The organism is Flammeovirgaceae bacterium SG7u.111 (assembly GCA_034044135.1).
Classification (GTDB): Bacteria; Bacteroidota; Bacteroidia; order Cytophagales; family Flammeovirgaceae.
This window is the reverse complement of record CP139021.1, coordinates 6,704,366-6,729,681: the sequence shown is the minus strand read 5'-3', so window position 1 is coordinate 6,729,681 and position 25,316 is coordinate 6,704,366. Positions and strand designations below refer to the sequence as shown.

Annotated in this window: 14 protein-coding genes; 3 read left to right on the top strand and 11 right to left on the bottom strand. The window is 43.7% G+C overall.

Going from position 1 to position 25,316, the window contains the following annotated elements; all coding sequences use genetic code 11:
• Positions 1 to 32: 32 nt before the first annotated feature.
• The 8 genes from R9C00_25955 to R9C00_25920 all read right to left on the bottom strand — a co-directional run bounded on the left by R9C00_25955 (position 33) and on the right by R9C00_25920 (position 12,553).
• A complete protein-coding gene (locus R9C00_25955; protein ID WPO35143.1) occupies positions 33 to 2,276 on the bottom strand; it encodes a DPP IV N-terminal domain-containing protein in 2,244 nt (747 codons plus the stop codon).
• A gap of 87 nt (positions 2,277 to 2,363) precedes the next feature.
• Positions 2,364 to 3,758: an aminopeptidase P family protein gene (locus tag R9C00_25950; protein ID WPO35142.1), complete on the bottom strand. Its 1,395-nt coding sequence runs from the start codon at positions 3,756 to 3,758 to the stop codon at positions 2,364 to 2,366.
• A gap of 31 nt (positions 3,759 to 3,789) precedes the next feature.
• Positions 3,790 to 4,821, bottom strand: a complete 1,032-nt coding sequence (locus R9C00_25945) for an oxidoreductase (protein ID WPO35141.1) — start codon at positions 4,819 to 4,821, stop codon at positions 3,790 to 3,792.
• Positions 4,822 to 4,933: 112 nt separating this feature from the next.
• Positions 4,934 to 7,186: a DPP IV N-terminal domain-containing protein gene (locus R9C00_25940; GenBank protein WPO35140.1), complete on the bottom strand. Its 2,253-nt coding sequence runs from the start codon at positions 7,184 to 7,186 to the stop codon at positions 4,934 to 4,936.
• Between the two features lie 275 nt (positions 7,187 to 7,461).
• Positions 7,462 to 8,715 carry an FAD-dependent oxidoreductase gene (locus tag R9C00_25935; protein WPO35139.1) on the bottom strand — a complete coding sequence of 418 codons (1,254 nt, stop codon included), beginning with the start codon at positions 8,713 to 8,715 and terminating at the stop codon, positions 7,462 to 7,464.
• A 247-nt stretch (positions 8,716 to 8,962) separates the two neighbouring features.
• Positions 8,963 to 9,964: a 4-hydroxyproline epimerase gene (locus R9C00_25930; GenBank protein ID WPO35138.1), complete on the bottom strand. Its 1,002-nt coding sequence runs from the start codon at positions 9,962 to 9,964 to the stop codon at positions 8,963 to 8,965.
• A 54-nt stretch (positions 9,965 to 10,018) separates the two neighbouring features.
• Positions 10,019 to 11,593 (bottom strand): aldehyde dehydrogenase (NADP(+)), encoded by a 1,575-nt coding sequence (locus R9C00_25925; protein ID WPO35137.1) that lies wholly within the window; start codon positions 11,591 to 11,593, stop codon positions 10,019 to 10,021.
• A gap of 45 nt (positions 11,594 to 11,638) precedes the next feature.
• Positions 11,639 to 12,553, bottom strand: coding sequence for a dihydrodipicolinate synthase family protein (locus R9C00_25920; protein WPO35136.1), 915 nt, complete (start codon positions 12,551 to 12,553; stop codon positions 11,639 to 11,641).
• A gap of 158 nt (positions 12,554 to 12,711) precedes the next feature.
• Between R9C00_25920 and R9C00_25915 the strand changes: the two genes are divergently transcribed.
• Positions 12,712 to 13,578 carry an AraC family transcriptional regulator gene (locus tag R9C00_25915; GenBank protein ID WPO35135.1) on the top strand — a complete coding sequence of 289 codons (867 nt, stop codon included), beginning with the start codon at positions 12,712 to 12,714 and terminating at the stop codon, positions 13,576 to 13,578.
• Between the two features lie 109 nt (positions 13,579 to 13,687).
• Here the strand turns inward: R9C00_25915 and R9C00_25910 are convergent, their stop codons facing one another.
• The 3 genes from R9C00_25910 to R9C00_25900 form a co-directional block, all read right to left on the bottom strand.
• Positions 13,688 to 15,145, bottom strand: coding sequence for a SusD/RagB family nutrient-binding outer membrane lipoprotein (locus R9C00_25910; GenBank protein ID WPO35134.1), 1,458 nt, complete (start codon positions 15,143 to 15,145; stop codon positions 13,688 to 13,690).
• Positions 15,146 to 15,148: 3 nt separating this feature from the next.
• Positions 15,149 to 18,460 carry a SusC/RagA family TonB-linked outer membrane protein gene (locus tag R9C00_25905; protein ID WPO35133.1) on the bottom strand — a complete coding sequence of 1,104 codons (3,312 nt, stop codon included), beginning with the start codon at positions 18,458 to 18,460 and terminating at the stop codon, positions 15,149 to 15,151.
• 398 nt (positions 18,461 to 18,858) lie between these two features.
• On the bottom strand, positions 18,859 to 21,873 hold the full coding sequence (locus R9C00_25900; protein ID WPO35132.1) for an amidohydrolase family protein: 3,015 nt from the start codon (positions 21,871 to 21,873) through the stop codon (positions 18,859 to 18,861).
• A gap of 585 nt (positions 21,874 to 22,458) precedes the next feature.
• On the opposite strand from R9C00_25900, the gene R9C00_25895 reads away from it, so the two are divergent.
• Together R9C00_25895 and recG are read left to right on the top strand one after the other, a co-directional pair.
• Positions 22,459 to 23,112: a hypothetical protein gene (locus tag R9C00_25895; GenBank protein WPO35131.1), complete on the top strand. Its 654-nt coding sequence runs from the start codon at positions 22,459 to 22,461 to the stop codon at positions 23,110 to 23,112.
• 105 nt (positions 23,113 to 23,217) lie between these two features.
• Complete coding sequence (gene recG / locus R9C00_25890) at positions 23,218 to 25,308, top strand: ATP-dependent DNA helicase RecG (GenBank protein WPO35130.1); 2,091 nt, start codon at positions 23,218 to 23,220, stop codon at positions 25,306 to 25,308.
• The last annotated feature ends 8 nt before the right edge of the window (positions 25,309 to 25,316 follow it).

Sequence of the window (25,316 nt, the reverse complement as noted above, 5' to 3'; positions counted from 1 at the left end):
TAAAAATTTGTTCTTTTCGATTAGTCCCTTCTTCATTTCCCCATCTCTTTCCAGCTTGGAGGATCGACTCCGAACAAGTGCTTCACAAAGAAATCCCTTCTCTTTTTCATACCAAAATCTCCCCCAAGCGTGTGGTTTACGCCGGGCAACATCACAAAATCAAAATCTTTATTTTCTTTGATCAGCGCATCGACCAGTTGCAGGGTAGAAGAAGGATCAACATTATCGTCCATTTCCCCGAGGATCAACAACAGCTTTCCTTCCAATTTTCCTGCATTTACTACATTCGAACATTCTTCGTAATGCTTTCCGATTGGGTAGCCCATCCATTGTTCGTTCCACCAGATTTTGTCCATGCGGTTGTCGTGGCAACCACAAGAAGAAGAACCTACTTTGTAGAATTCGGGGTGGAAAAGCAAGCCAGCAACGGTGCTTTGCCCACCAGCTGAGCCTCCAAATAGTCCAACTCGGTCAATGTCCATGTAAGGGTATTTTTTTGCTGCCGCTTTCATCCATGTAATGCGGTCGGGGAAGCCCGAATCTTTGAGGTTTTTCCAGCAAACATCGTGGAAGGCTTTGGAACGGTTGGACGTGCCCATACCGTCGATGGAAACGACGATGAACCCTAGTTCGGCAAGGTCGTGGAGGTAGCGGTAATTTCCCGAAAAGCTTTTGGGTACGAAAGAGCTGTGCGGGCCCGCATAAATATATTCGATGATAGGGTACGATTTTTTGGGATCGTAAGTAGAAGGGCGGATAATGATCCCCCAAATATCCGTTTTCCCGTCCCTTCCTTTTGCTGTAAAAACATCTGGTTTTTTCCAGCCAGCGGCTTCTAGTGCAGAAATATCGCCTTTTTCCAGCTCCATAATGACTTTTCCATCTGCTGCGCTGCGCAAAAGCGTGATCTGTGCCTCGTCTACTTTGGAGTAGGTATCCACAAAGTACTGATGATCTTCAGAAAACGTAGCTGCGTGGTTTCCATCTTCGCTGGTGAGTTTTTGTAGCCCCGTTCCATCAAAATTGATGCGGTAATACTGGGTGAAATACGGATCCATGCCCTTTTTCATCCCACTAGCTTGGAAAATAATTTCTCTGTTTTTTTCATCTACATAGGTCAATTCCCTTACCACCCATTCCCCTTTGGTGATCTGGTTTTTCACTGTGCCCGTGGCGACATCGTACAAATAAAAGTGGTTCCAACCGTCCCTTTCCGACGACCAAATGATTTCCTTGCCATCTTCAGTGTAGTGCCTCATCATTTTTGCACCATAATCGATGAAAGTCTTGCTGGTTTCTTCCACAAGCGTTCTGATCGCACCTGAAGAAGCGTTGACTTCAAGGATGCGGTAAAGCTGATGCCCGCGCTGATTATACTCGAAGGTAAAGTTTTGGCTGTCTTTTTTCCAATTGATTCTTGAAAGAGAAAATTGGTTGGTTATAAGTGAATTATCTACTTGGATTTGTTTCTTTTCTTCTACCAAAAAAAGAGAAGGGGTTTTTACGGGCAAAGCATCCCCTGGTTTTAAATATTCTCTGGTCTCCAACTTGGGCTGCACTTGGTCGTCGGGAGAAGAGTCTACAAAGTAGATAAAATGCTTTGTGTTTGGGCGAAATTTGTAAGTGGCAATCTTTTTAGAATCGGGCGACCAAGTGAGGTAAGAAGAGTAATATTCTCCGGCTGCGCCATCAAAACTGAGTTGGAATTCTTCTTTAGTTTCGATGTTTCGTAGGTACATGTTGTACTCTTTCACAGAGGCTTCCCAAACTCCGTCAGGTGATTTTATAGGGTCATTTCCCAGTTCATCTCGGCTATTTCCCCAGTAGCCCCAGTCGCGCTCGTTTTTTTGGATCACCTCTTTTTTGAGCACTTCGTAATTACCCTTGCCTATGATCCAAGTGCTGTCTTTCCATTCGAAGGAAAAACTATTTTCCTCTTTAGAAAATTTCAAGTCCTTTATTTCTAATGCAAAAGACTTTACCTCGCTGTTGCTTTCTTGGGAAAGAGTTGCCGCTAGTTTTTCATGGTCAAATGCTTTTTCCTTCTTTTTTTCCAATACATCTACCAGCATGTATTCCGTCCCTTCCGCAGTTTGGTTGCTGTACCACAAAGTGCTTTTATCTTGCCAATGAAAGCGCTGGGGGGAATAATAAACCTTGTTTTTGAAGGCTTCTCTTAAGGAATCTGCCCGTTTGAAATCCGCGAGTGTGCCTTGGGCAAAAGTGATGCTTGAAAGCAGTAAACAGCTCAGAAGCATAGAAGAAAAGAGGTGCATAGATAGATTGGTTGTAGTTGTGAATAATTTATGAGAGCATGTTTAAGGGTAATCCTAAACATGCTCTGTATTATAAAAAGCTATTTGTTAAAAGCTGCCCGCACGAATTGCTTCGATTTCCTCCACTTCCAAAGGCAAGTGGCCGCCTAGTTTTCTGTAACCACTTTCCGTGATCAAGAAATCATCTTCAACTCGGATACCTCCGAAGTCTCGGTATTCTTCCAGCTTTTCGTAGTTGAGGTATTCTGTGAATTTATTTTCGGATTTCCACAAGTCGATCAGCTCAGGGATGATGTAAATGCCCGGTTCTACGGTAATCACAAATCCCTCTTCCAAGGCTTTTCCCAAGCGTAAGGATTTCAAGCCGAACTGTGTGCTTTTTTTCAATTCTTCCGTGTAGCCTACATATTGCTCGCCCAAATCTTCCATGTCGTGGACATCCAGCCCCATCATGTGGCCCAAGCCGCATTGGAAAAACATGGCATGAGCGCCTGCGGCCACAGCTTCTTTGGTATCACCTTTCATCAGCCCAACTTCTTTCAAGCCGTCGGCCAAGGTTTCGCAAGCCAAGAGGTGAACATCTTTAAAAAGTACGCCGGGCTTCAGTGCAGCTACAGCCGCTTTGAAAGAGTTTAATACGATATTATATAGCTCTTTTTGGCGAGGAGTGAATTTTTTCCCCGCAGGAACTGTCCGTGTCAAATCGCCCGTGTAGTGCATCCCTGTTGCAGCGCCAGCATCGCAAAGCACCATGTCATTTTCCTTAATGATATTGTCATGAAAATGGTTGTGCAGCGTTTGGCCATTTTTGGTAAGAATGATTGGATAGCCAACATCTCCACCTGCGCTGATGGCCACTCCTCGGAGCTTGCCTACTAGTTCCACTTCTTTTTGCCCAATTTTGGTCTGCTTCATCAGCTCCAAATGCATTTGATTGGAAACTTCTACTGCTTTTTCTATCTCGTCAACTTCTTCGGAGCTTTTGATAGAGCGCTGTGCTACAACGGCTTTTATGAGTGTAGTAGAAACTTTTGAGGCTACCTCTTCAAGTCCGCAGCCAAGCCATTGGCTGAGTTTGATAGTGTTTTCTGGGCGGTAAGGGGGAAGGATGTGAATAACTTGCTTTGCCGCCAAGGCTTTTTGAAGAGTTTCCGCAATTTTGGCGTAAGGGAAAGTTGACTTGACACCCACAGAAGCAACAAGTTCGGCCATGGTGGGCAATGGCCCCGTCCATACGATATCGTCTATGGTAAGGTCATTTCCAAAAATCACTTCTTCGTTTTTGTCTACATCGATGATGCCGACGAACCCAGGCTTGTCCAAGCCAAAGTAGTAAAGAAATGAGCTGTCTTGCCTGAAAGAGTAGCAATTGTCTTTGTAGTTCATGCTGCTTTCTTCATTGCCAAGCAGCAAAATGAGTCCAGAACCGACTTTTTGTTTTAAGACTTCTCTTCGTTGAATATAGATTTCTTTGTCAAACATATTGTTCGGGTTAAGGTTAAAAATAGTTTGTTTATTTGATGATCAATTTACCCACTTTTCCATCTCTGCCCGCTGCCCAAACTGCTTTGGGCGAGTTGCCGATGCTCAGGGTATGGTAACCAACTTCGCTGAATTGCGTCCACGTTTTCCCCGCATCTGCGGAATAGTAAGAAGTTTCAGGGCCTGTGGCAATCACATAGTCGCCCACAAAGCGGACAGAAGAACAGTAATTTACCCCGGCATCTTTCACCAATTCCCAACTTTTCCCGCCATCGGTAGTGAGGGTGATGTTGTCTTTTCCTTCTTTTTCTTTGGTATAATCCCCACCAACACCCACTCCATAAGTAGCTGATTTGAAGTCCACAGAGAAAAGGCCTGTAGAAGATTCTCCTTGGATGATTTCAGTTGGGGTTACGTTCCAAGTAAGACCACCGTCGGTGGAGTAAAACACGCGGGCTTTGCTTCCGCCTGTGCCTATCCACGCTTGGCTTTCGCCAAAAACAGCGATGTGGCTTCCGCTTGCGGCAAAGGCAAATTCCCCTTCTGCTACCGCTGGTGCGTCTTTTTCGGGAACTTGCGTCCATGTTTCCCCAGCATCGTCCGTTTTGAGGATGTAGAGTTTTCCATTGATCGGGTCGCCCATCAAAATTCCGTGTTTTTTATCCCAAAAGGCAATACCATCGAAAAAACCTTCAGCTTCTTTGTTCACAAAAACCTCTTTCCACGTCGCTCCTCCATCCACTGTTTTCATGATTCGGGAGTTAGCTCCGTTGCCTACGCTCATGATAATTGCTTCTTTGGCGCTAAAAGCTTCGATGTCTCGGAAGTCGAGGGAATCTGCGTTGGGGACTTTTAGGTTTACCCAAGTTTTGCCACCGTCTACTGTTTTTGCTACCGTTCCTCCGCTTCCGCTAAGCCAGCAAACTTTTTTGTTCACCGCGGAAATTCCACGAATGGAAGCCTTGTTGCCACTATCTTGAATTTCCCAAGAAATAGTTTGCCCAAAAAGAAGGAGGGATTGGAAGGTAAGCGCTAGCAGCAGCGAAATTTTAATTTTGCTCATAAATGGTTCGTTAAATGTGGTCGTATGAATTAGGTAGCAACTTTAGCCATTTATTCTAAAACAAAAAGAGTTCTGCAGCTTGAATCTCTGCAAAACTCTTTTTGAATAGTTACTAAAGGTTATTTTTCAAATACCAAGTCAGCATTTCCCGTACGTGCCTCGATGTATTTTCCCCTTCGTAGATGCCGTGCGAACGGTTGGGGTAGGGCATCATGGTGAAAATCTTGTTGTACTTGATGAGCTCGTTTATCAAGGCTTCCGAGTTTTGGTAATGCACATTATCGTCACCCGTTCCGTGCATCAGTAGCAGGTTTCCTTTTAGGTTCTTGGCAAAAGTGATGGGAGAACCGTTTTTGTAGCCTTCTACGTTTTCCGAAGGCAAGCCCATGTAGCGCTCTTGGTAAATATTGTCGTAGAAGCGTTGGTTGGTGACCGGTGCGACAGACATGCCCATTTTGTATACTTCAGGATACCTGAACATGGCGTTGAGCGTCATCGCTCCTCCGCCACTCCATCCCCAAATTCCAATCCTGTCACCATCCACAAAATCATATTTTTTGATGATTTCCTTCACTCCATTTGCTTGGTCGGCCGAAGCGAGCACTCCGATTGCTCCGTAGACAATCTTTCTCCATTCCCTGCCGCGAGGCGCTGGTGTGCCACGGTTATCGATGCTCATCACGATGTAGCCTTGTTGGGCAAGCATCAAGTGCCACAAATAGGTTGCACCGCCCCAACTATCCAGCACCGTTTGGTTCCAAGGCTCGCCATACACATGGAAAAGTACAGGGTATTTTTTTGCAGGATCGAAGTCAAAAGGCTTGATCATATACGCATCCAGCTCCACGCCTTCGCCGATATCTACTCGGAAAAACTCGGTTGGTTTCTGTTTTAAGGCTGTTACTTTGTCTTTCAACTCCTTGTTTTCCACCAAAACTCGCTGAACGGAATGGTCGGGAAGTTTGATGAGCGAAGTGGTAGTCGGAACGCCCATGGAAGAAAAGTTGTGGAACGCCCATTTTCCATCAGGGGAAATGGTGTAGCCGTGCGTGCCGGGTTGGTCTTCTGGGCTCAATCTTTCAGGTTTGCCTTTCCCGTTCAATTTACTTCGGAATAAGTACCGCTGAGTAGGATTAGTGGGAGAAGCGATGTAATACAACCAGCCTTTTTTCGTGTCAATTTTTTCTATGCTGATGATGTCAAATTCCCCCGGAGTAATCAACTTTTCGGTTTGCCCATCGGCGCTGATGAGGTACACGTGCCTCCAACCGTCTTTTTCGCTTACCCAAGTGAAGCTTTTGCCATCTTCCATCCAAATCCAATCGTTCACCACTTCGAGCCAAGCATTTTCTTCTTTGTCTGTGAAAATGGTTTTTACCTCTCCCGTAGCAGCGTTGCATTGCATAATTTGGTTGGTGTTTTGGTACCTGTTCATGCGCTGGATCAAAATAGCTTTGGAATCAGGTGCCCACATCATGCGGGGGATGTAGTTGTTTTTCGGATCGCCCGGAACGTTCATCCACACCGTTTCGCCCCCTTTGGCGCTTACCACGCCCATTTTGCAGGCCGAATTGTCTTCTCCAGCTTTGGGGTATTGGACGGGAATGGTGTAAGAATAAATAGAATCGGTATTGTTGATCATCAAGAAATCTTTGATGTCTGTGGCGTCTAGTTGCCAAAAGGCGATGGAAGTTCCGTCAGGACTCCAACGGAAACCGTCTTGGATTTGAAATTCTTCTTCGTACACCCAGTCGAACGTACCGTTGATGATATCGACCGTGCCATCAAACGTAAGTTGGGTGATTTTTCCAGAAGCGAGTTCTTCTACAAAAAGATTGTGCTCCCTCACGTAAGCCACGCGGTCGGCTTGAGGGGAAAACTTGGCAAACATCAAGGTAGAAGGCTTTGCTTCCTTGCCGCCCAATTTCTGAAGTTTTTTGCTTGCCAAATCCAATACCCAATAATCGCCTTTGGTATTGGTTCGCCAAACCCTTGCGGTGTTGGTGTAAATCAACAGTTTCGATTTGTCACCTGACCACTCGTAGTTGCTGATGCGCAAAGGGCTAGCACTTCCCGAAGGAACAAGTAGGGTAGCGGGAATCAGAATTTCCTTCTCGCCTGTTTCCGTGTTGTAGCGGACAATATCTTGCCCTCCGCCTGCGGAACGCTCCACGGTCGTGTAGCCATTTCCTTCGTCTATCCACCTTGCAGGACCGAAATAGCCGGAGGAAAATTCGTATTGGGTGAAAATCCTATCCAAGCTGAGCAAGGATGGATCGTTGGTTTGTGAGTAGGTAGCAAATGGTAATAAAAGGATGAAGGTTGAAGTAATAATCTGGTAAAGTGCTGATACTCTTTTTTTCATCTGCTACGAGGTTTGGTGTGTTTTAAACTAGATTGTTGAATTTTTATAATTACAAATTTTGTGTTTTTTGAGCTTTGGTTGAAGGTTACGTGTTATTCTCATTTTTCAATCATTGAATAAGTAAACTTATTGATATACAGTTTGTTGATTTCTGGTGGAATTGTTTTTTATTTACAAAACCAGTAACATGAAACTAGCAACCTGTAACCATGAGCTAGAGTAAAATAGAGGTTTTTAAGTAGCAAAGACCACTAAAAACTTATTTTGCGAAGCAGTTAGTTATACCGATCTACGGCTAATAATTTACTTTCTACATCTTGCTTTTCGTTGGCGACTAGTTGGGCAACAATTTTCCCCGTAACGGGCCCAAGGCTCAGCCCCATCATAGAGTGCCCCGTAGCGGCAATGAGGTTCGGATATTTCTGGAACCTACCTATGTAAGGAATGCCGTCTGGCGAGCAGGGACGCAACCCCGACCATACTTCGATGTCCCTAAAATCATCTGCACTAAATTGGGGAAAATACTTGGGAATTGATTTATAAATCCCTTCTAATCTTCTTTTATTGATGCTTAAATCAATCCCGGCGAGCTCCATGGTGCCCGCAATGCGGAGGCCATGCGCCATTGGCGTGACCGCAACTCTTGCTTCGGTGAGGATGGAACAAATTTCCGGTTTGGCTTTGGGCTCGGGAATCACAAAACTGTACCCTTTGCCTGCCATCAGCGGCATAGAAATGTTCAAGCCTTTGAGCATGGAACTCGACCAAGAGCCAGAAGCGATGACGAACTCATCGGCTTCTATTGCTCCTGCTGAAGTTTGTGCAGTCGTTATTTTTTGTCCGTTTGTTTCGAAGCCTGTGACTTGGGTGTTTGCCAAAAACGTTACCCCTTTTTGTTCCAACTTTTCTTTCAATCCATTCAAAAATAGGTGAGGAGTGAGGAAAGCGTCCATGGGGAAATAAATAGCTCCATGAATATCAAGTTCCAACCCCGAGTCGATGGATTGGGCTTCTTCTTTTCCCAATACTTCCGCCTTTATTCCAATTTTATTGGCTTCTGTTGCTAGTTCTTTTTCTTCGTGAAGTGCTGCTTCGGTTTTGCAGTACATCATCAAGCCTTTCTTTTGGAAGGCAAAATCCAATGATTCGTCAGTAGCTATTTCTTCAAAAAGCTTTTTGCTTGTTAGGTTAAGGTCTTTGAGGACGGGTATCGCTTGTTTTACCCTATGTGGAGTCGCTGCTTTGTAGAATTTCCAGCCCCAAGAAAACAATTCTTTGTTGAGGCGAGGTTTGATGTGGAAAGGGCTTTCGGGATTAAACATCCATTTCATGCCCAAGGCGATCATGCCAGGGGCGGCCATCGGGATAAAATGGCTGGGAACGACCATTCCCGCATTGCCAAAAGAGGCGCTGTCCTGAAAGTCGTTTTGGTCTAGTACCGTTACTTCAAACCCTTTCTTATTGAGGTAATAGGCAGAGCAGATGCCGATTACTCCACCTCCGATGATTACTGTTTTTTTGCTGGCCATTTTTCCGGTTAAAAAAATACTATAGAATAAGCTTCTCGATTAAACCTGTTTTCCATTCTTACTGAAGGGTTCTGGTTGCTGGATCTCAATTTTAGTTTATGAAATAGCCCTAGCAAAGCAGTTACAGTCGCAATCATTTCTTTTAAAAAAACCAGAAACCCGTAACTGGTAACCAGTAACTTTTAGAGTACATCCAATAGGTTAAGGTGGCACGCGATTTTTTTAAGATAAATGATATAAAAACAAGTTAAATCACTTGAAAACCATGTGCATACGGATCGTCGTCATCTATGATGATGTGGTTATACCCGGTGACCATCGCCCAGCCTTCTATGCTTGGGATGATGGCATCGATATCGCCAATTTTTGTTTCGGCTTCCACTCGGCCAATAAATTTAGAACCGATGATGCTTTCATGAATAAAAGGTTCACCAATTTTTAGTTTTCCTTTAGCGTACCATTGGGCCAGCCTTGCCGAAGTGCCAGTTCCACAGGGAGAGCGATCGATCGCTTTATCCCCGTAGAATACGGCATTTCTAGCAGTTGCATCTTCGGAAAGGGTTTCTCCCGTCCAAAGAATGTGGCTGAGCCCATTGATGGTACTGTCCAAAGGATGTGTGAAAGTGTGTTGTTTGTTTATCAAGGTTCTGATTTTCCTGCTCCACTGGATCAGGGAATCAGCGGTATGTGCTTGAATGCCTTCAAAGTTTTCTTGCGGATCGACAATGGCGTAAAAATTCCCGCCAAATGATACATCGACCGTAAGAACGCCAAGACCCGGACACTCCACGGTAATATTTTCCGCAGCCAAATAGGCTGGAACATTCGTAAGCTTTACGGATTTTACTTTTTTCCCTTCTTGCTTGTACTCAATTTTTATCAAGCCAGCAGGTGTTTCCAACTTAATTTTACCCGGTATTTTGGGAGAGATCAACCCTTCCTCTATTCCCGAGGTAATAGTCCCGATGGTGCCATGCCCACACATGGGAAGGCAGCCACTGGTTTCAATAAAAAGAACAGCAATATCATTTTCAGGATTAGAAGGAGGATACAAAATGCTTCCCGACATCATGTCGTGCCCTCGAGGTTCAAACATTAACCCTTTGCGTATCCAGTCATATTCTTTAAGAAAATGCTGGCGCTTTTCGCTCATGTTTTTTCCTTCGAGCAATGGGCCTCCTCCGGCCACTAGTCGCACTGGACTGCCACAAGTGTGGCCATCAATGCAGTAAAAGGATTTTCTTGCCATTCTTTTTATTAATAAATCAGTTGTCGTTGTTGTTGATTCACTTTGATTGAATGATTATGCAATTGTATCTTTTGTGAGCGCTCCATTTACCCTTCTCCAAATGCTGTTAGAATTGCTACTTTTCAATTCTGCTGGCAGAAAATCTTCGGGGCAATCTTGGAAACATAATGGGCGGGCAAATCTTTTGATCGCATCAGTGCCTACCGATGTAAAGCGGCTGTCGGTACTTGCTGGGAAAGGACCGCCATGCTGCATGGCGTGGCAAACTTCCACTCCTGTGGGCACGCCGTTGAATATCAATCGGCCTACTTTTGCACCTGCTTTTTCCACTACTGAGCCGTATGTTTCAAGGTCAGCGCCAGCGTGCATAATCGTAGCGGTCAACTGCCCTTTCAGCGCATCTACAACTTCTTCCAACTGCTCTTTTCCTTTGCAAGTGACTACCAAAGAAAATGGGCCAAATACCTCGTGTTGCAAATTCGGGTTTGCCAAGAAATCCGCTGCCTCTACCGATGCTACGGTAGGAACTCCCGCCAAGTCATTGGTAGGCGCTGTTGAGCTTACCCCTTCGGCTTTTACCCCTTTTTGTGACAAGGTAGTTTCCTTGCCTTTTTGGTATCCGTTGGCCACGTTTTGGTACAACATAGTTCCCGGTACTATTTGCTCTATTTCTTTGCCCAAGCTTGAAATGAACGTGCTCAATGCTTCGCTTTCTAGGGCGATGAGCAGGCCAGGGTTGGTACAAAACTGGCCTACGCCCAACGTAACCGAGCCAGCCATCGTTTTGGCAAGCGCCTCCGTTTCTGAAGCCAATTTGTTTGGTAAAATCACAACAGGATTGATGCTCCCCATTTCGGCAAATACTGGAATAGGCTCTTCCCTTTCCATTGCTGCCTTGTACAAAGCCATGCCTCCGCCTTGCGAACCGGTAAATGCTACCGATTTTACCGAAGGGTGTTTCACGAGGCTAAGTCCTAATTCGTAGCTTTTTCCTACCAAATAAGAGAAAACCCCGTCGGGCATGCCTGTTTTTTCAGCGGCTTTGTTGATCGCCTCTCCACCGAGCTCGTTGGTTTTGAGGTGGGCTTCATGTGCTTTTACAATCACGGGGTTTCCCGCAGCAAGCGCCGAAGCGGTGTCGCCACCTGCGGTTGAGAACGCCAAAGGGAAATTGCTAGCAGTGAAAACGACCACTGGACCGACAGGTACCAACATTTTTCTGAGGTCGGTTCTTGGCAAAGGTTGCCTTTCTGGCAGTGCAGGGTCGATTACGGCATCTACCCATGATCCTTCGCGCAGCAGGCTGGCAAATAATTTCAGTTGCCCCATAGTCCTGCCTCTTTCCCCTACTATTCTGCCTTCTGGCAAAGAAGATTCTGCCATAGCAGTTTTTACCAATTCATCCCCCAGGGCCAAGATTTCATCGGCGATCGCATCTAAGAACGCCGCTTTTTTCTCGCCACTTAAGGTTTTGTAGGTGGAAAATGCTTTGGTCGATTTTTCAATGGCCAGCGAGATGTCAGTGCTCGTAGCTGGGAAAAATTCCGCCCCTTCTACCTGTATGGTATCCGTTGCTTGAGTTTTTATTCCTGACAATTCGAAGCCAATCCTATTTTTGCCATGTATCATATGCAAATCTCTTTTTGAGTATTTGTGATGTTTTATAAAAAATTCTTAAAGATTAAGGTAATCAGGAAGTTCAGGCCTGATAGCAAGGCTATCTTCAATTATTTTTACTACAGCTTCGCGTTCTTTTCCAGCCAAAGGCAAACGTGGCTCACGTACATTTTCAGTACCGATGCCTGTATAAACTTCTGCCAATTTGATGTTTTGAACCAACTGAGGACTAAGGTCAAGCTCTAGCAATGGCAAGAACCAACGGTAGATTTTTACTGCTTCTTCGTGCCTTCCTGCTTTGAATAATTTATAAATGGCTACGGTTTCTTTCGGGAATGCGCAAACAAGGCCGCCTACCCAGCCAGTTGCTCCAAGGTAAAGGCTTTCGAGCGCAAGCGTATCAATTCCGCCCATCACGCTGAACCTGTCGCCAAACTTGTTGATAACCCTGGTTACATTGGAAATATCTCTGGTAGATTCTTTTATCGCTTGGATGTTGTCACATTCGGCAAGCTCTTCGTACATGTCGAGCGTAACCATGATTTTGTAGTCAGTTGGATTGTTGTAAATCATGATCGGCAACTCCGTTGACTTGGCAATAGATTTGAAATAATGTACCGTTTCCCTGTCCGTAGCTTTGTAGCGCATAGGGGGCAACATCATCAAACCACTAGCACCAAATTTTTCAGCTAATTCCGCTTGATAGATTGCTACTTTTGTAGCCTGCTCAGCAATGTTGAGGATGACGGGAACTTTACCATCCACCATCTCTACCGTTGCCTTAATAAGGTCACATTTTTCACTTTCTGAAAGAGAGCTAGCCTCACCCAACGTTCCTCCCAAGATCACGCCTTCGATGCCTGCTTCTAATTGTGCCTGAACGCTTTTTTCAAAGGCTACATAGTCGATCTTGTCATCATCAGTAAACTTTGTTGTAATTGCCGGATATATACCTTTCCAATTGACTTTCATAAAAATTAAATTTTGTCTAAACGAATAAGAATAGGAACAAAAGTAGAGAAGCAAATGCTATAAAGTCTATGGCATTTTGCCTACTTTTGATACAATTTTGATATGTTTGAATAAGTGTTTGAGTTTATTTTGGAAATATTGTACTTATTTGGAGTATTATGAAAATATTACCATTCAAGATTCCTAAAAGCTCGGAGGAGACTTTTATGGTTCAGATAGATTATGAGCCTTACTTATACGATATGCTGCACAAGCACCCAGAGGTGCAGTTGACGCTGGTTGTAGAAGGGACTGGATCGTTGTTTTTGGGAGATTATGTGGGCGATTTTAAGCCAGGAGATGTGTTTATTGTTGGCTCAAATATTCCCCATGTGTTTAAGAGCGACAAGGAGCATTACGACGACTTGGGTTTGATAGCGCATTGTATTTCTGTTTTTTTTGATGAAAATGCCTTTGGCGGTACACCAGGGAGGCTTCCCGAAACCAAGGAGATTTATGATCTTATCTTAAAATCGAAGCAAGGAATAAAGGTAACTGGGCAGACTGCCGAGGAAATAGGAAGTACGATTCTCGCCATTCCAGAACTTGAGGGAATAGATAGGGTGATTCAGCTCTTGCAACTTTTTGCCACCCTAGTTAATTCGGAGGAATATCAGCTGCTGAGCTTGGAAGTGCATGATTATGATGTGAAAGATACGGAGGGAAATAGGCTCAATAAAGTGTTGCAATTCACCCTGAACGAGTACAACCGTCATATCACCATCGAGGAAGTGGCCAATATTGCCCACCTCACCCCATCTGCCTTTTGCCGCTTTTTTAAGCAACGGACCCGGAAAACCTACCTCAATTTTTTGATGGAGCTTCGGATCAGCCAAGCCTGCAAGTTGCTGTTCAATAAGAACCACACCATCACCCAGATCTGCTACATGACCGGGTTTAACAACGTCTCTAACTTTAACCGAAAGTTTAAAAAGCTAAAAGGTTGCTCTCCTTCAGAATATTTAAAAGTTCATGGAGGTGTGTAATGCTACTTCAGGGCGAGACAACTATTAAAAAAAGGGTTCGTAGAAAACTTCTACGAACCCTATGGTTGTAACCAATGGAAGCTTCATAACCATTGCTTAACTATAAACTTTATTCAAAAATAGGCATGCTTACAAATGCATCTGGCACTGGAGTAGGTACATTAGGATTGCCATTAATCTCATCTTGTGAATAAATAAATCTCCAAGGCAATTCTGTTCCATTATTTGGTACAATCGGAATAGAAACATTGGTGCTTCTTACTCGTCTTTCATCATTCCAGGCAATAGTTTGCCCATAGAAGGAAACATATCTTTCTTCAATAATTTCCTTTAGCAAAGCATCGCTTGCTGAAAGCCCGTCAGGGTTTTCAATTCCACCTGCCTCGAAATCTACAGCAACAAATGGTTCATACACGAGGTCAAAATCAGCTTGGTAGGTAGCATCAATATAGCCTCCTTCGTTCAGGAATGCCCTGTATTCATTCAGGTACATCAGCCCATCTTCGAAGCTGCCACTCCTTAGTGAAGTTTCTGCCATGGTCAACACATTTTCTTGATAAGTTATCAGTGGGAATGATGCATTTTGTGCGAAAAAACCATTGCGAATATTCCCTAGAGATACCGAAGCCGTATTGGGTTCTATTTTACCTGGTGTGTTTACAGCCTCGTCGGCAAGGAGGTAATAATATCTGAAACGGGCTGTTTCATCCGTTTTGGCATTTCCTCTATACGAATCACTTGCAGGGTCTAACAAACTTACTAAGTAGGCAACTCCTTTGTCGTCTTCTGCAGCAATATCACCACCCCTTGAAGGGCCAAGGAAATCCCAATACATATTTAAATCCACGTCGTTTGTTGTACCATGTGGAACGTACATCGAGTTTCCAAATTCACTGATACCTTTGGCAGCAGCTTCCGCAGCTAATGCGTATTGTTTGTTGTCCATATAAAAACGGGCTTTTAAAGTATAAGCCGCTTCTATCCATTTCTCAGGATCACCAGAATAATAGATATCTACGGTAGGGATACCCACGCCAGTTTCTAGATCTGTGATGGCTTCATCAAGCAAGTTTTGCAAGTTGGTGTAGATATCTAACTGAGCATCAAACTCTGGGGACTCGTATAGTTCTATTTGAGCAGCTTGGGTAAAAGGAATGTCACCCCAAAGTGAAGTAGCATTTCCTATACAATGGGCTTTTGTAACTTTAACGATACCGGCAAAAACTCTTAATCCTTGAGGTTCTACTTTTGACAATACGATATCAGCATTTCGGAGCGTACCGTAGTATATGTTGTCCCACATGTTGTTGAAGTTGGAACCACCTACGTTATAAGCTTGAAAATCTCCCCATTGTCTATCAACTCCTTTCATTTGGCTTGTCCACATAGCGGCAAGGCGAGCTGTAAGACCTTCGTGCGTGGTGACATTTGCCAATTGTACTCCCGTAAATATCAATGAAGCTGGAGCATCGGTCGGGTTGTTTGGGTCGTCATTTAAATCCTCTACAAGGCTCTCGCACGAGAAACTGACGAATATAAGAACTGCGTATATGAATATTTTTTTCATGATCTAGTAGTCTATTTTTAGTGAGAAAGTATACGTTTTTACACCAGGGTTATTGAAATAATCTTGCCCTCTGGCGTTAGTAGCCCCATCAAGTGAGGTCTCAGGATCAATGCCTACAACATCCGTCCAGAGCAATAAATTACGACCTGTGAAAGAGATGTCTATGCTAGACAATTTTGTTTTTTCACGAAAAGTAGGTGAGCTGATTGAGTAACCTAAGGATACTTCTCTGAGCCTAGTCCAGCTTCCATCTACTATAAATTGCTCTTGCAAGTTGCTGAACCCTTGACCAAGGGTGGTATACCAAGATTCATCCAATATTACAGGACCAGCACCAAAGTCTTCGATATTTCCTCTGGCTACAGTTCCTTCTGGAATTAGATCTCCGTTGTAGTTCATAAGCCCTCCTGATGGCACTACAACTTCATTACCCGTGTCGGCATGTTTACCGAAGTTATACAATACAGATTTTGTGTTTGGGGCAAAGTCAGCTCCTTGGAAAGTTTCAAATAATACTCCCAGCCTTACTTTTTTATAAGAAACATTAAAGCCAAACCCTCCTCTCCAATCGGGGTTTGGATCGCCGATAACCCCAAAATCAGGAGCAACCTGAGGGAACCCATCCTCATTTAGTGCCAGGCTGCCGTCCTCGTCTCTCAAATATTTTCCGCCAAAAAGTGCAGAAAGAGGATAACCAACAGCGGCAACTGATGAGGTTAGGGTACTAAAACCTCCTAAAGTGATCACATCGCCTTCACTTGCGCCTAAGCTGGTTACTTCGTTTTTGTTACTGTTTGCATTTGCAAATAATTCAACGTTCCAGTCTTGGCTATTTATCAAAGTATATCCAAGGTCCAATTCCCAACCTTTGTTGGTCATTATACCCGCATTGGTATAGCGCTCCGTAAAACCAACTGATGGCGCAACAGCTACTTCTAACAAGAGGTCTTTGATCTCATTTTCGTAGTAAGTAAATCCGGTTTTTAGACGATCGCCAAAAAAGCGCATGTCAATACCAGCTTCCCATTCTGTTTTTATTTCTGGCTTTAAGCCCGGATCTCCTTGTTGTGAGCTTTGTACAAATGCACCGTTGCCATATCCAACTCCGGTAAGTGTAGCTCCCCAGCTTCCAAAAGAACCGGCGACATAATCGGTGCTGGTTCGGTGTGGATCTGGCTGCACTCCTACTTGGCCTATTCCTCCTCTTAGCTTACCAAAACTTAGGAAAGTCATGTTGTCAAATAAGGATAGGCCTGTGAATTGCCAAGCTACGTCGGCAGAAGGGTAAAAGTGTGTCAAGTTTTCAGCACCAAACGAAGAGGAAGATTCCAACGCACCTGTTACATTTACAAACAGTTGATCGTAAAAACCAAAATTAGCCGAACCATAAGTTCTAGTTGCGCGGATAAGAGTTTCCGTGTCGGTAGGGAAACGATCTGCACCAACAGCATTCGAAAAATCATTAGGGCCGCCAGGTATGAGGAAGTTCTGCATTTCGCCGCCTAGTCTGGTATAGGTACGGTCGTTGATGTTCCAACCAATTAAAAAGGTAGAGTTGATTTTTGGAGAAATATTGGCTGTAAAGCGACCAATTGCATCAAAATTGAGCTGCGTTTCTTTGAAAAGCTCTTCTCTGTACCTACCTGCACTGTTTGAACCAGCAGAAAATACTGGGAAGAGTGTCTTTCGTACATCATCATACGTATCTACACCACCACGTGTTATTACCTCAAACCACTTGGTAGGTTTAAGGCTCATTTCACTCGACATAATGAAACGATTGACAATAGTAGAGTTTTCCAGTTCATTGATTGTCCAAAGTGGGTTGTTGTAAATAGGGTTGGGGTTGTTGCCCAAATACCTTCTGTACGAGCGATGGCTATTTTCTATAGGTGCTGCTTCTGGTGATGCATAATAGCTTCCTATATAATCGCTTCCATCAAAATCCGTAGCTGCGCGAAGCATTCCTAGGTACAAGCCATTTACGTTTGATCCAGTTTGTACTCGATTAGAAGTAGTTCTGGCATAGCTCGCATTTCCAGAAACTTTGAATATTTTATTGAACTTACGGGTAAGCCCTAAGCGGACAGTACTACGGCGGTAGTCCGAAACACCTTTATAGATACCGTCTTGGTTGAGGTCGCCAAAGCTCAAGAAAAAGTTACTGTTTTCATTGCCACCACTCATGCTTAGGTAGGTGTCTACGATAGTACCCGTTTTGAACACATCATTTTCTCTTTCGCTGTTGAATGTCTCAGTAGAGTTTTTTCCACCACTTGGGTTTTCAGCAGTTCCGGCAGGAATTGCGTAATAACGAGTGCCATCCCTTCCTTCAAAATAACCAGTGTAGCCATCTGCCGTGGGGTCAGTGATTTGATCATCAGCTCCGCCCGATCTCAACGAGATTTTATCGCCAAATGAACGGGAAGAAGTTGGGTTATAAATTCCTCCTTGTCCTTGCCCAAAGGTATTTTGTAAAGGGTGTAAAACGTTTACTTGGTCAAAAGAAAGGTTTGTGCGGAATGATATATTTAATTTGTTACCAGCTTTTCCTTTTTTGGTGGTGATGACGATTACGCCATTGGCAGCTCTTGAACCCCAAAGAGCAGCTGCAGCCGCACCTTTAAGAATTTGCATCGATTCTATATCAGCAGGATTTAAGTCATTCATCCTACTCTGTTGGCGGACGCCACCAGTATTTTCGCCGCTATTTCCAGAATCTGCGTTTGGAGCCCCAGTTGTGTTGCTCATCGGAATTCCATCAATCACCACAAGAGGTTGAGATGCCCCGGTAATGGTGCTCTGCCCCCTTATTTGGATGTATGCACCTGCTCCAGGGTCTCCGCTCGATTTTGATATCTGAACCCCCGAAGCTCTTCCTGCCATGCTATTGATCAGTGTGCTTTCTCCTGAGTTTACTAATTCCTCGCCTCCTATTTTAGAAAAAGCGACCCCACTTCCGTCCGCATCTTCTTCAAAGCCAAGCGCTGTTACCACAACTTCCGAAAGCTGCTTGGCATCTTCGGTCATCACTATATCGAACTTGGATTTTTCTCCAATTTCCATTTCTAGGCTCTGAAATCCTATATAGGAAAATACCAATGTAGTTGCGTCACCAGGTATTTTTAGGGCAAAGTTTCCATCAAAATTTGAGATAGAACCAATGGTTGTTCCTTTTATTAAAACATTTACACCCGGTAGGGGGCTTCCATCTGTGCTGGAAGTTATTTTCCCTGTCAATACCCGCTCTTGCGCAAACACATATGCACTCAAAAAGAGATGCAACGATAAACACAGTAATAGTTTTCGTTTCATAATTGTGTAGAAAATTTATGATTAAAATTGAACGTACCTGTACCAGGGTCATCTTGGATGACCTTGAGCTAAAAACAAAAAGGGATGATAACAGAGAGGTGATTCTCTTAGTTGATTTGCCGCAAAATAAATGCTAATGGTTCGGTTAGAGTTGTGCTGTTAACAGTGAAGTAATTAAAGTTAAATAAAGGATAGGAAGGGCAGTTTGCTTTCTCTAGAGTATGCAAACTTTTCATTTTCAATATCAAATTAATGAGTTTTTCGTCTAAACGCAAGGGCTTTCCCTATTTTTCACTTATAAAATGGAGAAAAATAGATATTATGTTACAAGAAATAAATTGTGTTTAATTTTTTATTTTGTTACAATGGCAAATGTGCTTATTTGTTAAACAAGAATTTTACTGTGCAGTAATGGAAGGTTTGAGTAATTCATCAATATCAAACCTGATTCCTTCTTTATAAGTGCTTACCACGTTCCATGCATCTTCAATATGATTGAGAGGATCGCCATCTACTACTACAAAGTCAGCTAATTTCCCCTTTTCAACTGAGCCTAAATCATCGGCAACTCCAATTGCTTCAGCAGAAAAAATAGTAGCCGACTGAAGGGCTTGAAAAGGGCTGAGTCCTCCATCTACAAAAAGCTGCATTTCTACATGCAGGCTTGTTCCATACGGAATAAATGGCGAATCGGTACCGGCAGTTACCCTTCCTCCAGCTTTCACTATTTTGTATACCCCTTGTTGGATCGTCTGAAAATTTTCTAGGTAAGCAGGGAATACTTTTGTTATTCTGCCCATGGATGCCCGCAGCCCATTTACATAATCGGCAGGGTACAGTGCATTAAGCTGGCGATTGGCAAAAATACCCGGTTTTTTTTCTGCTAAAATGTAGAAACCACCCTGAAGACCAATAGTAGGGGTGATGTTCATCTGGGATTTTGCCAGTAGCTGGACTACATCACTATAGGTAGCTTTCATATTCGATTGCTTCATAGAATAACCTCGTCTACTTGTTCCGCGAATGTGCTCTACAGCATCCACGTTGTACCTCATAGCAGGGTAGATTTCATGGGAAGAAACTGGAATCCCTATCTCATGAGCCTTTGTGGTGATGACTTTTTGGATAGAATCGGGCATCCGGACATAAGTTTTAATCATGTCGTAGCCCAATTTTTCGGCTCTTTCTAATTCTTGTGAAAGATGGCCGGCATTTATAACACTATTAGCCAAACCGTAATATATTCGGCTTCCATCGGTAAGGCCTCCTGTAAAAAACTCTCTGGGGCCAGGTCGTTGTCCACTTGCCCAAGCTTCTTTGCGTTCAAGAGCATCGTAGGGGTCAGCTCCTGGTTCTCTCACATTGGTAATTCCGTAAGAAAGCCAAATACGCCCAAGCTTTTCTCCTGCATAAGCATGTTGGTGGGTGTGCATTTCAAAAAGCCCAGGAATTATGGTCTTGTCCGAGGCATCAATCACTGGGATATCATAATCAGATGTGTGAGGAACAATATCCTTGATACGGTTTCCCTCAACTATGATGTCTACATTTTCTTGATATACAGAATCTTTACCATTAAATAATTTGCCTGCATGCACCACATACGATCCAGAAAGCACAGTCCTTTTCCAACTCAAATTGAGAGGGACTTCTTCTGCTTCTTTACTTTCTATATTAAGTATTTTCAATTGGTCAGTGGCAAGATAAAGTATTTTTTTGCTGTCTCCTGTCCAAGTTGGGGAGGATGCTAGCTCTTCTGTGAGCTGGATGGGATTGCCAGTTGGTTGCCCTTCTGTATCTATGGGCAGCTGCCATAAGTTGCCGTCTTGGATGTAGGCAAAATATTTCCCATCGGGCGACCAAACTGGGCCGTTTACATTTCTCATGGCCGGAGTCCTGCCTTCTTTCGGCGATATTTGCCCAAGTACTTTATTTTCCTTGGTGATCAACATGATCTTGCTAAGTCCTTCCCTGTAGCGACTCGAATAGGGTTGCAATACCATTGCCGCCATAATTTTACTATCTGGCGACCAGCTCAATCTGCTAGGCACAAAATAAGTGTTTTTTAACGAGGTGATGTTGCCCGTAGCCAACTCTAGTAATTGAATCTCTCCATAGCCCCACACATTTCGAGTATCTCTGCTGAAAAAGGCAATGAATTTCCCATCGGGAGACCAAGCGGGAAAACTTAGGTCATTTTCCAGGTCGGCAAGTTTGCTGAATTCTTTGCTAGAGAAATCATATTCCCAAAGGTCAATATTTCCACCTCTGTCAGAAAGAAAGGCAATTTTGTTGCCGTCAGGCGACCAGCAAGGATCAATGTCTATGAACTTATCTTTGGTGATCGATTCAGATGAATCCGAATCTAATTTTTTAATATAGATATCACCCAAAGCAGCATACGCTACTGCACTTCCATCGGGAGAAATTACCGGTGCCATTATACCTTTGACAGGATAAGCTGTAGTGTCATCAAAGTTGTACTGCTTCCTTTTGTAAGGCTCACGCTTGAGGGTCACTACAGCTTCAAAAGGAATTGTGCCTATGCTGTCTTGCCCTATCAGCCTGGTTTTTATCTTCCCATCTGCGGTGTAAATTATTTTTTCTTCCGAGAGCCAAGATGCTCTAAAAGGAAACAAATCTTCATCACTGCTCAAAACCGTAGCAGTGTCACCTTCGGCAAGTCCGCTTACCAACAAATGGCTGAACTTTCCATCAAAAGCTGTATAGGTTATCTGTTTGCCATTGGTACTCCATGCAGGGGAAGTCAACGAAAAAGAAGAAGGTTTTAACAGTTCTTTTGTACTTCCATCATCTTTCATGGTGTATAAGCCTGGTGCTTCTTTGGTCTCAGATACAAAAGCAATTTGATCGCCTGTAGGCGAATAGGTAGGGTAATAATCGTTGGCGGTATCATCTGTAAGAGCCGTTAGGGTTGAGCTAGTCAAGTTTATTTTCCAGATGTCGTAGTTGCCATTTCGGTCAGATGAGAAAATAATATCTTCTCCATTAGGTGACCAATGGGGTTCTCTGTCATCAAACTTACTTTTTGTGATTTGGGTTAAGGAACTACCATTTTTATCTACAGTCCAGATGTGGTAATTGCCAGCTTTATACGAGTGGAAAGCGAGTTTTTGACCATCGGGCGACCAAGCAGGTTCATGGCAGTCACCCATTCCATCGGTGATTGCTGTTGCTTTTCCTCCTTCTACAGGTAGAATCCAGATTGTTCCTTGCAGGTCTATAGCGAGGGACGATTTGTCTGGGGAAAGCGCAGCTGCCATATTGGTGCCTTCTTCCAGTAAAACCTCAGTAGATACAAACTGCTGCTTTTCTTCCTTTACTGTGGTGCAGTGTGAAAGTGTTATAGCTATGGCTATAATAAATGTACTTGTGTGAATTTTAGAAAACATAGAAATAATATGAATAATTGTGATCTAAAGCTATTGCTCTTTGAGAGACAACTATAGAATGGAAGTGATAGTCTTTGCTGTATGATCAAGTAAACTCATTGCAGTTGATAGGCAACAAGATGGATTAGTAAAGGAAGGTGGTGGGGTAGTAACTTAGGTGATGAGTTGAGTAATATTGTTTTATTGGGTAGGCTAGAATGGTAGTAGAACTTTATCTTATACCTTGTAAGTTGTTCTTGCCTCTTCAACCTAATACCGTCAAAAAAGGTTTTCAAAAATATTATTTTTTATGTAATTAATTGATAAACAGCAGGGAAATATTTCCATTAAAGAAGGATTTGTGGTTTGGTAGTTTGTTATGCTTGACGGATTGAAAAAAAAGAAGTGTTTGGTGCTAGGGTTGGTTGAACTTCCTCCATTTTTTATGTAGTTTCCGCCAGTCACTAGTCTGAGGGTAAGTTTAAAATTTCACCTATTTTGAAGCGAGAACCATAAAGCGGTTCGCCACCATAGTTTCTATTTTCGCTTGAAAACCTAAAGTTTTAAACATGCTCTAATCTTCTTTTAGCACATGAATCTAGCTTTATGACTATCCAAGAATTTGAAAGCAATTTATACCATAGTCTTTACGACTTTTTTTATGATAAAAATTTTGAAATGCTTCCCGACAAAAAGCAGTTCAGGAAAATGATAGAGACGGGGTTTCAAAATGTGATTTTTTCGATCACCACATATGATAGCGAAATTTGGCTGGAAGTGAACCTAGGAGTGAGGAATGATAAAGTGGAAAAAATTGCCCAACAGTTTTTGGATACCCAGCAAGAGCATTGGGAGGAATCGAACACAGTGATAATTTCGGTGGGGAAACTTACCAGCAATAAGTATTTTAGATACAAGGTGCAAAATGAGGAAGACGAAGCATTGGTGATTCAGCAAATCACCGAGTTCATGGTCGATGTTGGTTCTATATTTTTAGACTCTGTTTCCACCCTCATGAGCTTAGACAGGGCTTTTAATTACAAGCCGCTTAAGCCTTGCAAGTATCTTTACAACCAAACACATCGCTGTTTTAAAGGAACGGTGGTTTCTTGGCTGCTGAAAAGTGAAAAATATGAGCGACTTACCGAGCTGTACGAAGAATACCTCATCAAATCTAACCAGCCTCCGAAAGTGTTGGAGAAGTATCACCAGTTAAAAACGCATCTTGAAAAATATTATCCGCATACAGGGATAAATTGATAACGATGCGCTATTAATAAAGTTAGTTGTAGAGCCAATACATGCATTGGCTAATCAGAAATGTAGCCTGACCTTCTAGGTCGAGAAAAAATAGAAAAAGAAGTCGTGAGTTTTTTTGAGAATAAGATAGAGTTTTTGAAGGGGGTTGGTCCCAAAAAAGCAGACTTGCTAAAAACCGAGTTGGGTATTTTTACCTATGGCGATTTGCTGGAGCATTTCCCCTTTAGGCACGAAGACCGCACTCGGTTCTACCAAATTTCCCAAATCACCCCAGACATGCCTTTTGTGCAGATAAAGGGCGTGGTCCGTAACTTGGAAATAGTAGGAGGTGGGAGAAAACAGCGCTTGGTCGCCTACTTTGAAGACGGTACGGGACAGATGGAGCTGGTATGGTTCCAAGGGGCTAATTGGGTGCAAAGGCGGATAAAAGCAGGGTCGGCTTATGTCATTTTTGGAAAACCTACTCGCTATGGCAGAACCTACACCATTTCCCACCCCGAAATAGAAGTACTCACCCAAGAAACCGATACGGCAGGTGGGCTAGAACCCGTCTATCACACCACCGAAAAGCTCAAAAATAAATTCATGGATTCGAGGGCGATAGCCAAGCTGCAAAAAGTATTGCTCAAGCAGGCGTACCAACATATTCCCGAATCTTTGCCGCCCGAGGTACTTGAAAAATTTCATTTTATTTCCAAGCAAGATGCTGTGGCGCAAGCCCATTTCCCCCGCGATCCGCAGTCGCTTTCTAAAGCCGTGGCTAGGCTTAAGTTCGAAGAGCTTTTTTATGTGCAGCTGAAAATGCTGTGGCAAAAAAATCAGCGTTCCTATGCATTTCCAGGGCAGAGGTTTCCCTCTATTCCTTCCATCACCACGTTTTACCACGATCATTTGCCCTTCGACCTCACGGGTGCGCAAAAGCGGGTGATCAAAGAAATTAGGCAAGATATGCTGAGCGGAAAGCAGATGAACCGCCTGCTGCAAGGAGATGTGGGAAGTGGAAAAACCATTGTGGCATTCATCTGTATGCTTATGGCGATAGACAACGGGGCGCAGGCTTGCATGATGGCGCCTACCGAAATTTTGGCTTCTCAGCACTTCGAAGGCTTGAAAGAATACGCCGATTTGCTAGGGATAAAAATTGCCAAGCTCACAGGCTCGTCCAAAAAGAGCGAGCGGAAAGTGATCCATGAAGAGTTGCTGAACGGAGAGCTTCAGATCATAGTCGGCACGCATGCGCTCATAGAAGACGTGGTCGATTTCAAGAACTTAGGCTTGTGCGTGATAGATGAGCAGCACCGCTTCGGGGTAGCCCAGCGGGCAAAGCTTTGGAACAAAACCAGCGAGGCTTATCCGCATATTTTGGTAATGACCGCCACGCCAATTCCCCGAACGTTAGCCATGACCCTCTACGGCGACCTTGATGTATCGGTGATTGACGAACTTCCCGCAGGCAGGAAACCTATTAAAACCATCCATTGGTTCGATTCCCAGCGACTTAGGGTTTTGGGATTTGTGAAAGAGCAAGTGAACCTAGGGCGGCAAGTATATATCGTTTATCCGCTCATAGAAGAGTCGGAAAAGCTGGATTACAAGAACCTGATGGATGGCTACGAGAGCGTAGCAAGGGCGTTCCCCGATTTTTTTGTGAGCATTGTCCATGGGAAAATGAAGCCCAAGGACAAAGATTTTGAGATGCAGCGGTTTGTGAAGGGAGAAACCAACATCATGGTAGCCACTACGGTGATAGAAGTCGGGATGAACGTACCCAATGCCTCGGTGATGATTATTGAAAATGCCGAGAAATTTGGGCTGTCGCAACTGCATCAGCTCAGAGGGCGAGTCGGTCGGGGCGGAGAACAATCTTACTGTATATTGATGAGTGGGGAAAAGCTGAGTAAAGATGGAAAAGTGCGCTTGCAAACCATGGTGCGTACCACCAACGGTTTTGAAATAGCCGATGCCGACCTCAAGCTCCGTGGGCCCGGCGACTTGGCGGGCACGCAGCAAAGCGGCATTATCGACCTCAAATTCACCGACCTCGCCCAAGACAGCAACGTGGTGAAAGAAGCAAGGCACACCGTGGAAAAACTACTGGAAGCGGATTCAACTTTAGCTTCACCTGCTAACTCACTTGTGAAAAAAAGGCTGGAGCTTTTTGAGAAAAAGGCTACTAATTGGAGTAGGATTAGTTGAATGCTTTC

Bases quoted from the DNA above. Each gene is read 5' to 3' on its own strand.
- R9C00_25935 (WPO35139.1), bottom strand. From the start codon at position 8,715: ATGGCCAGCAAAAAAACAGTAATCATCGGAGGTGGAGTAATCGGCATC.
- R9C00_25905 (WPO35133.1), bottom strand. From the start codon at position 18,460: ATGAAACGAAAACTATTACTGTGTTTATCGTTGCATCTCTTTTTGAGT.
- R9C00_25920 (WPO35136.1), bottom strand. From the start codon at position 12,553: ATGAAAGTCAATTGGAAAGGTATATATCCGGCAATTACAACAAAGTTT.
- R9C00_25945 (WPO35141.1), bottom strand. From the start codon at position 4,821: ATGAGCAAAATTAAAATTTCGCTGCTGCTAGCGCTTACCTTCCAATCC.
- R9C00_25900 (WPO35132.1), bottom strand. From the start codon at position 21,873: ATGTTTTCTAAAATTCACACAAGTACATTTATTATAGCCATAGCTATA.
- R9C00_25955 (WPO35143.1), bottom strand. From the start codon at position 2,276: ATGCACCTCTTTTCTTCTATGCTTCTGAGCTGTTTACTGCTTTCAAGC.
- R9C00_25940 (WPO35140.1), bottom strand. From the start codon at position 7,186: ATGAAAAAAAGAGTATCAGCACTTTACCAGATTATTACTTCAACCTTC.
- R9C00_25915 (WPO35135.1), top strand. From the start codon at position 12,712: ATGAAAATATTACCATTCAAGATTCCTAAAAGCTCGGAGGAGACTTTT.
- R9C00_25950 (WPO35142.1), bottom strand. From the start codon at position 3,758: ATGTTTGACAAAGAAATCTATATTCAACGAAGAGAAGTCTTAAAACAA.
- R9C00_25925 (WPO35137.1), bottom strand. From the start codon at position 11,593: ATGATACATGGCAAAAATAGGATTGGCTTCGAATTGTCAGGAATAAAA.
- R9C00_25910 (WPO35134.1), bottom strand. From the start codon at position 15,145: ATGAAAAAAATATTCATATACGCAGTTCTTATATTCGTCAGTTTCTCG.
- R9C00_25930 (WPO35138.1), bottom strand. From the start codon at position 9,964: ATGGCAAGAAAATCCTTTTACTGCATTGATGGCCACACTTGTGGCAGT.
- R9C00_25895 (WPO35131.1), top strand. From the start codon at position 22,459: ATGACTATCCAAGAATTTGAAAGCAATTTATACCATAGTCTTTACGAC.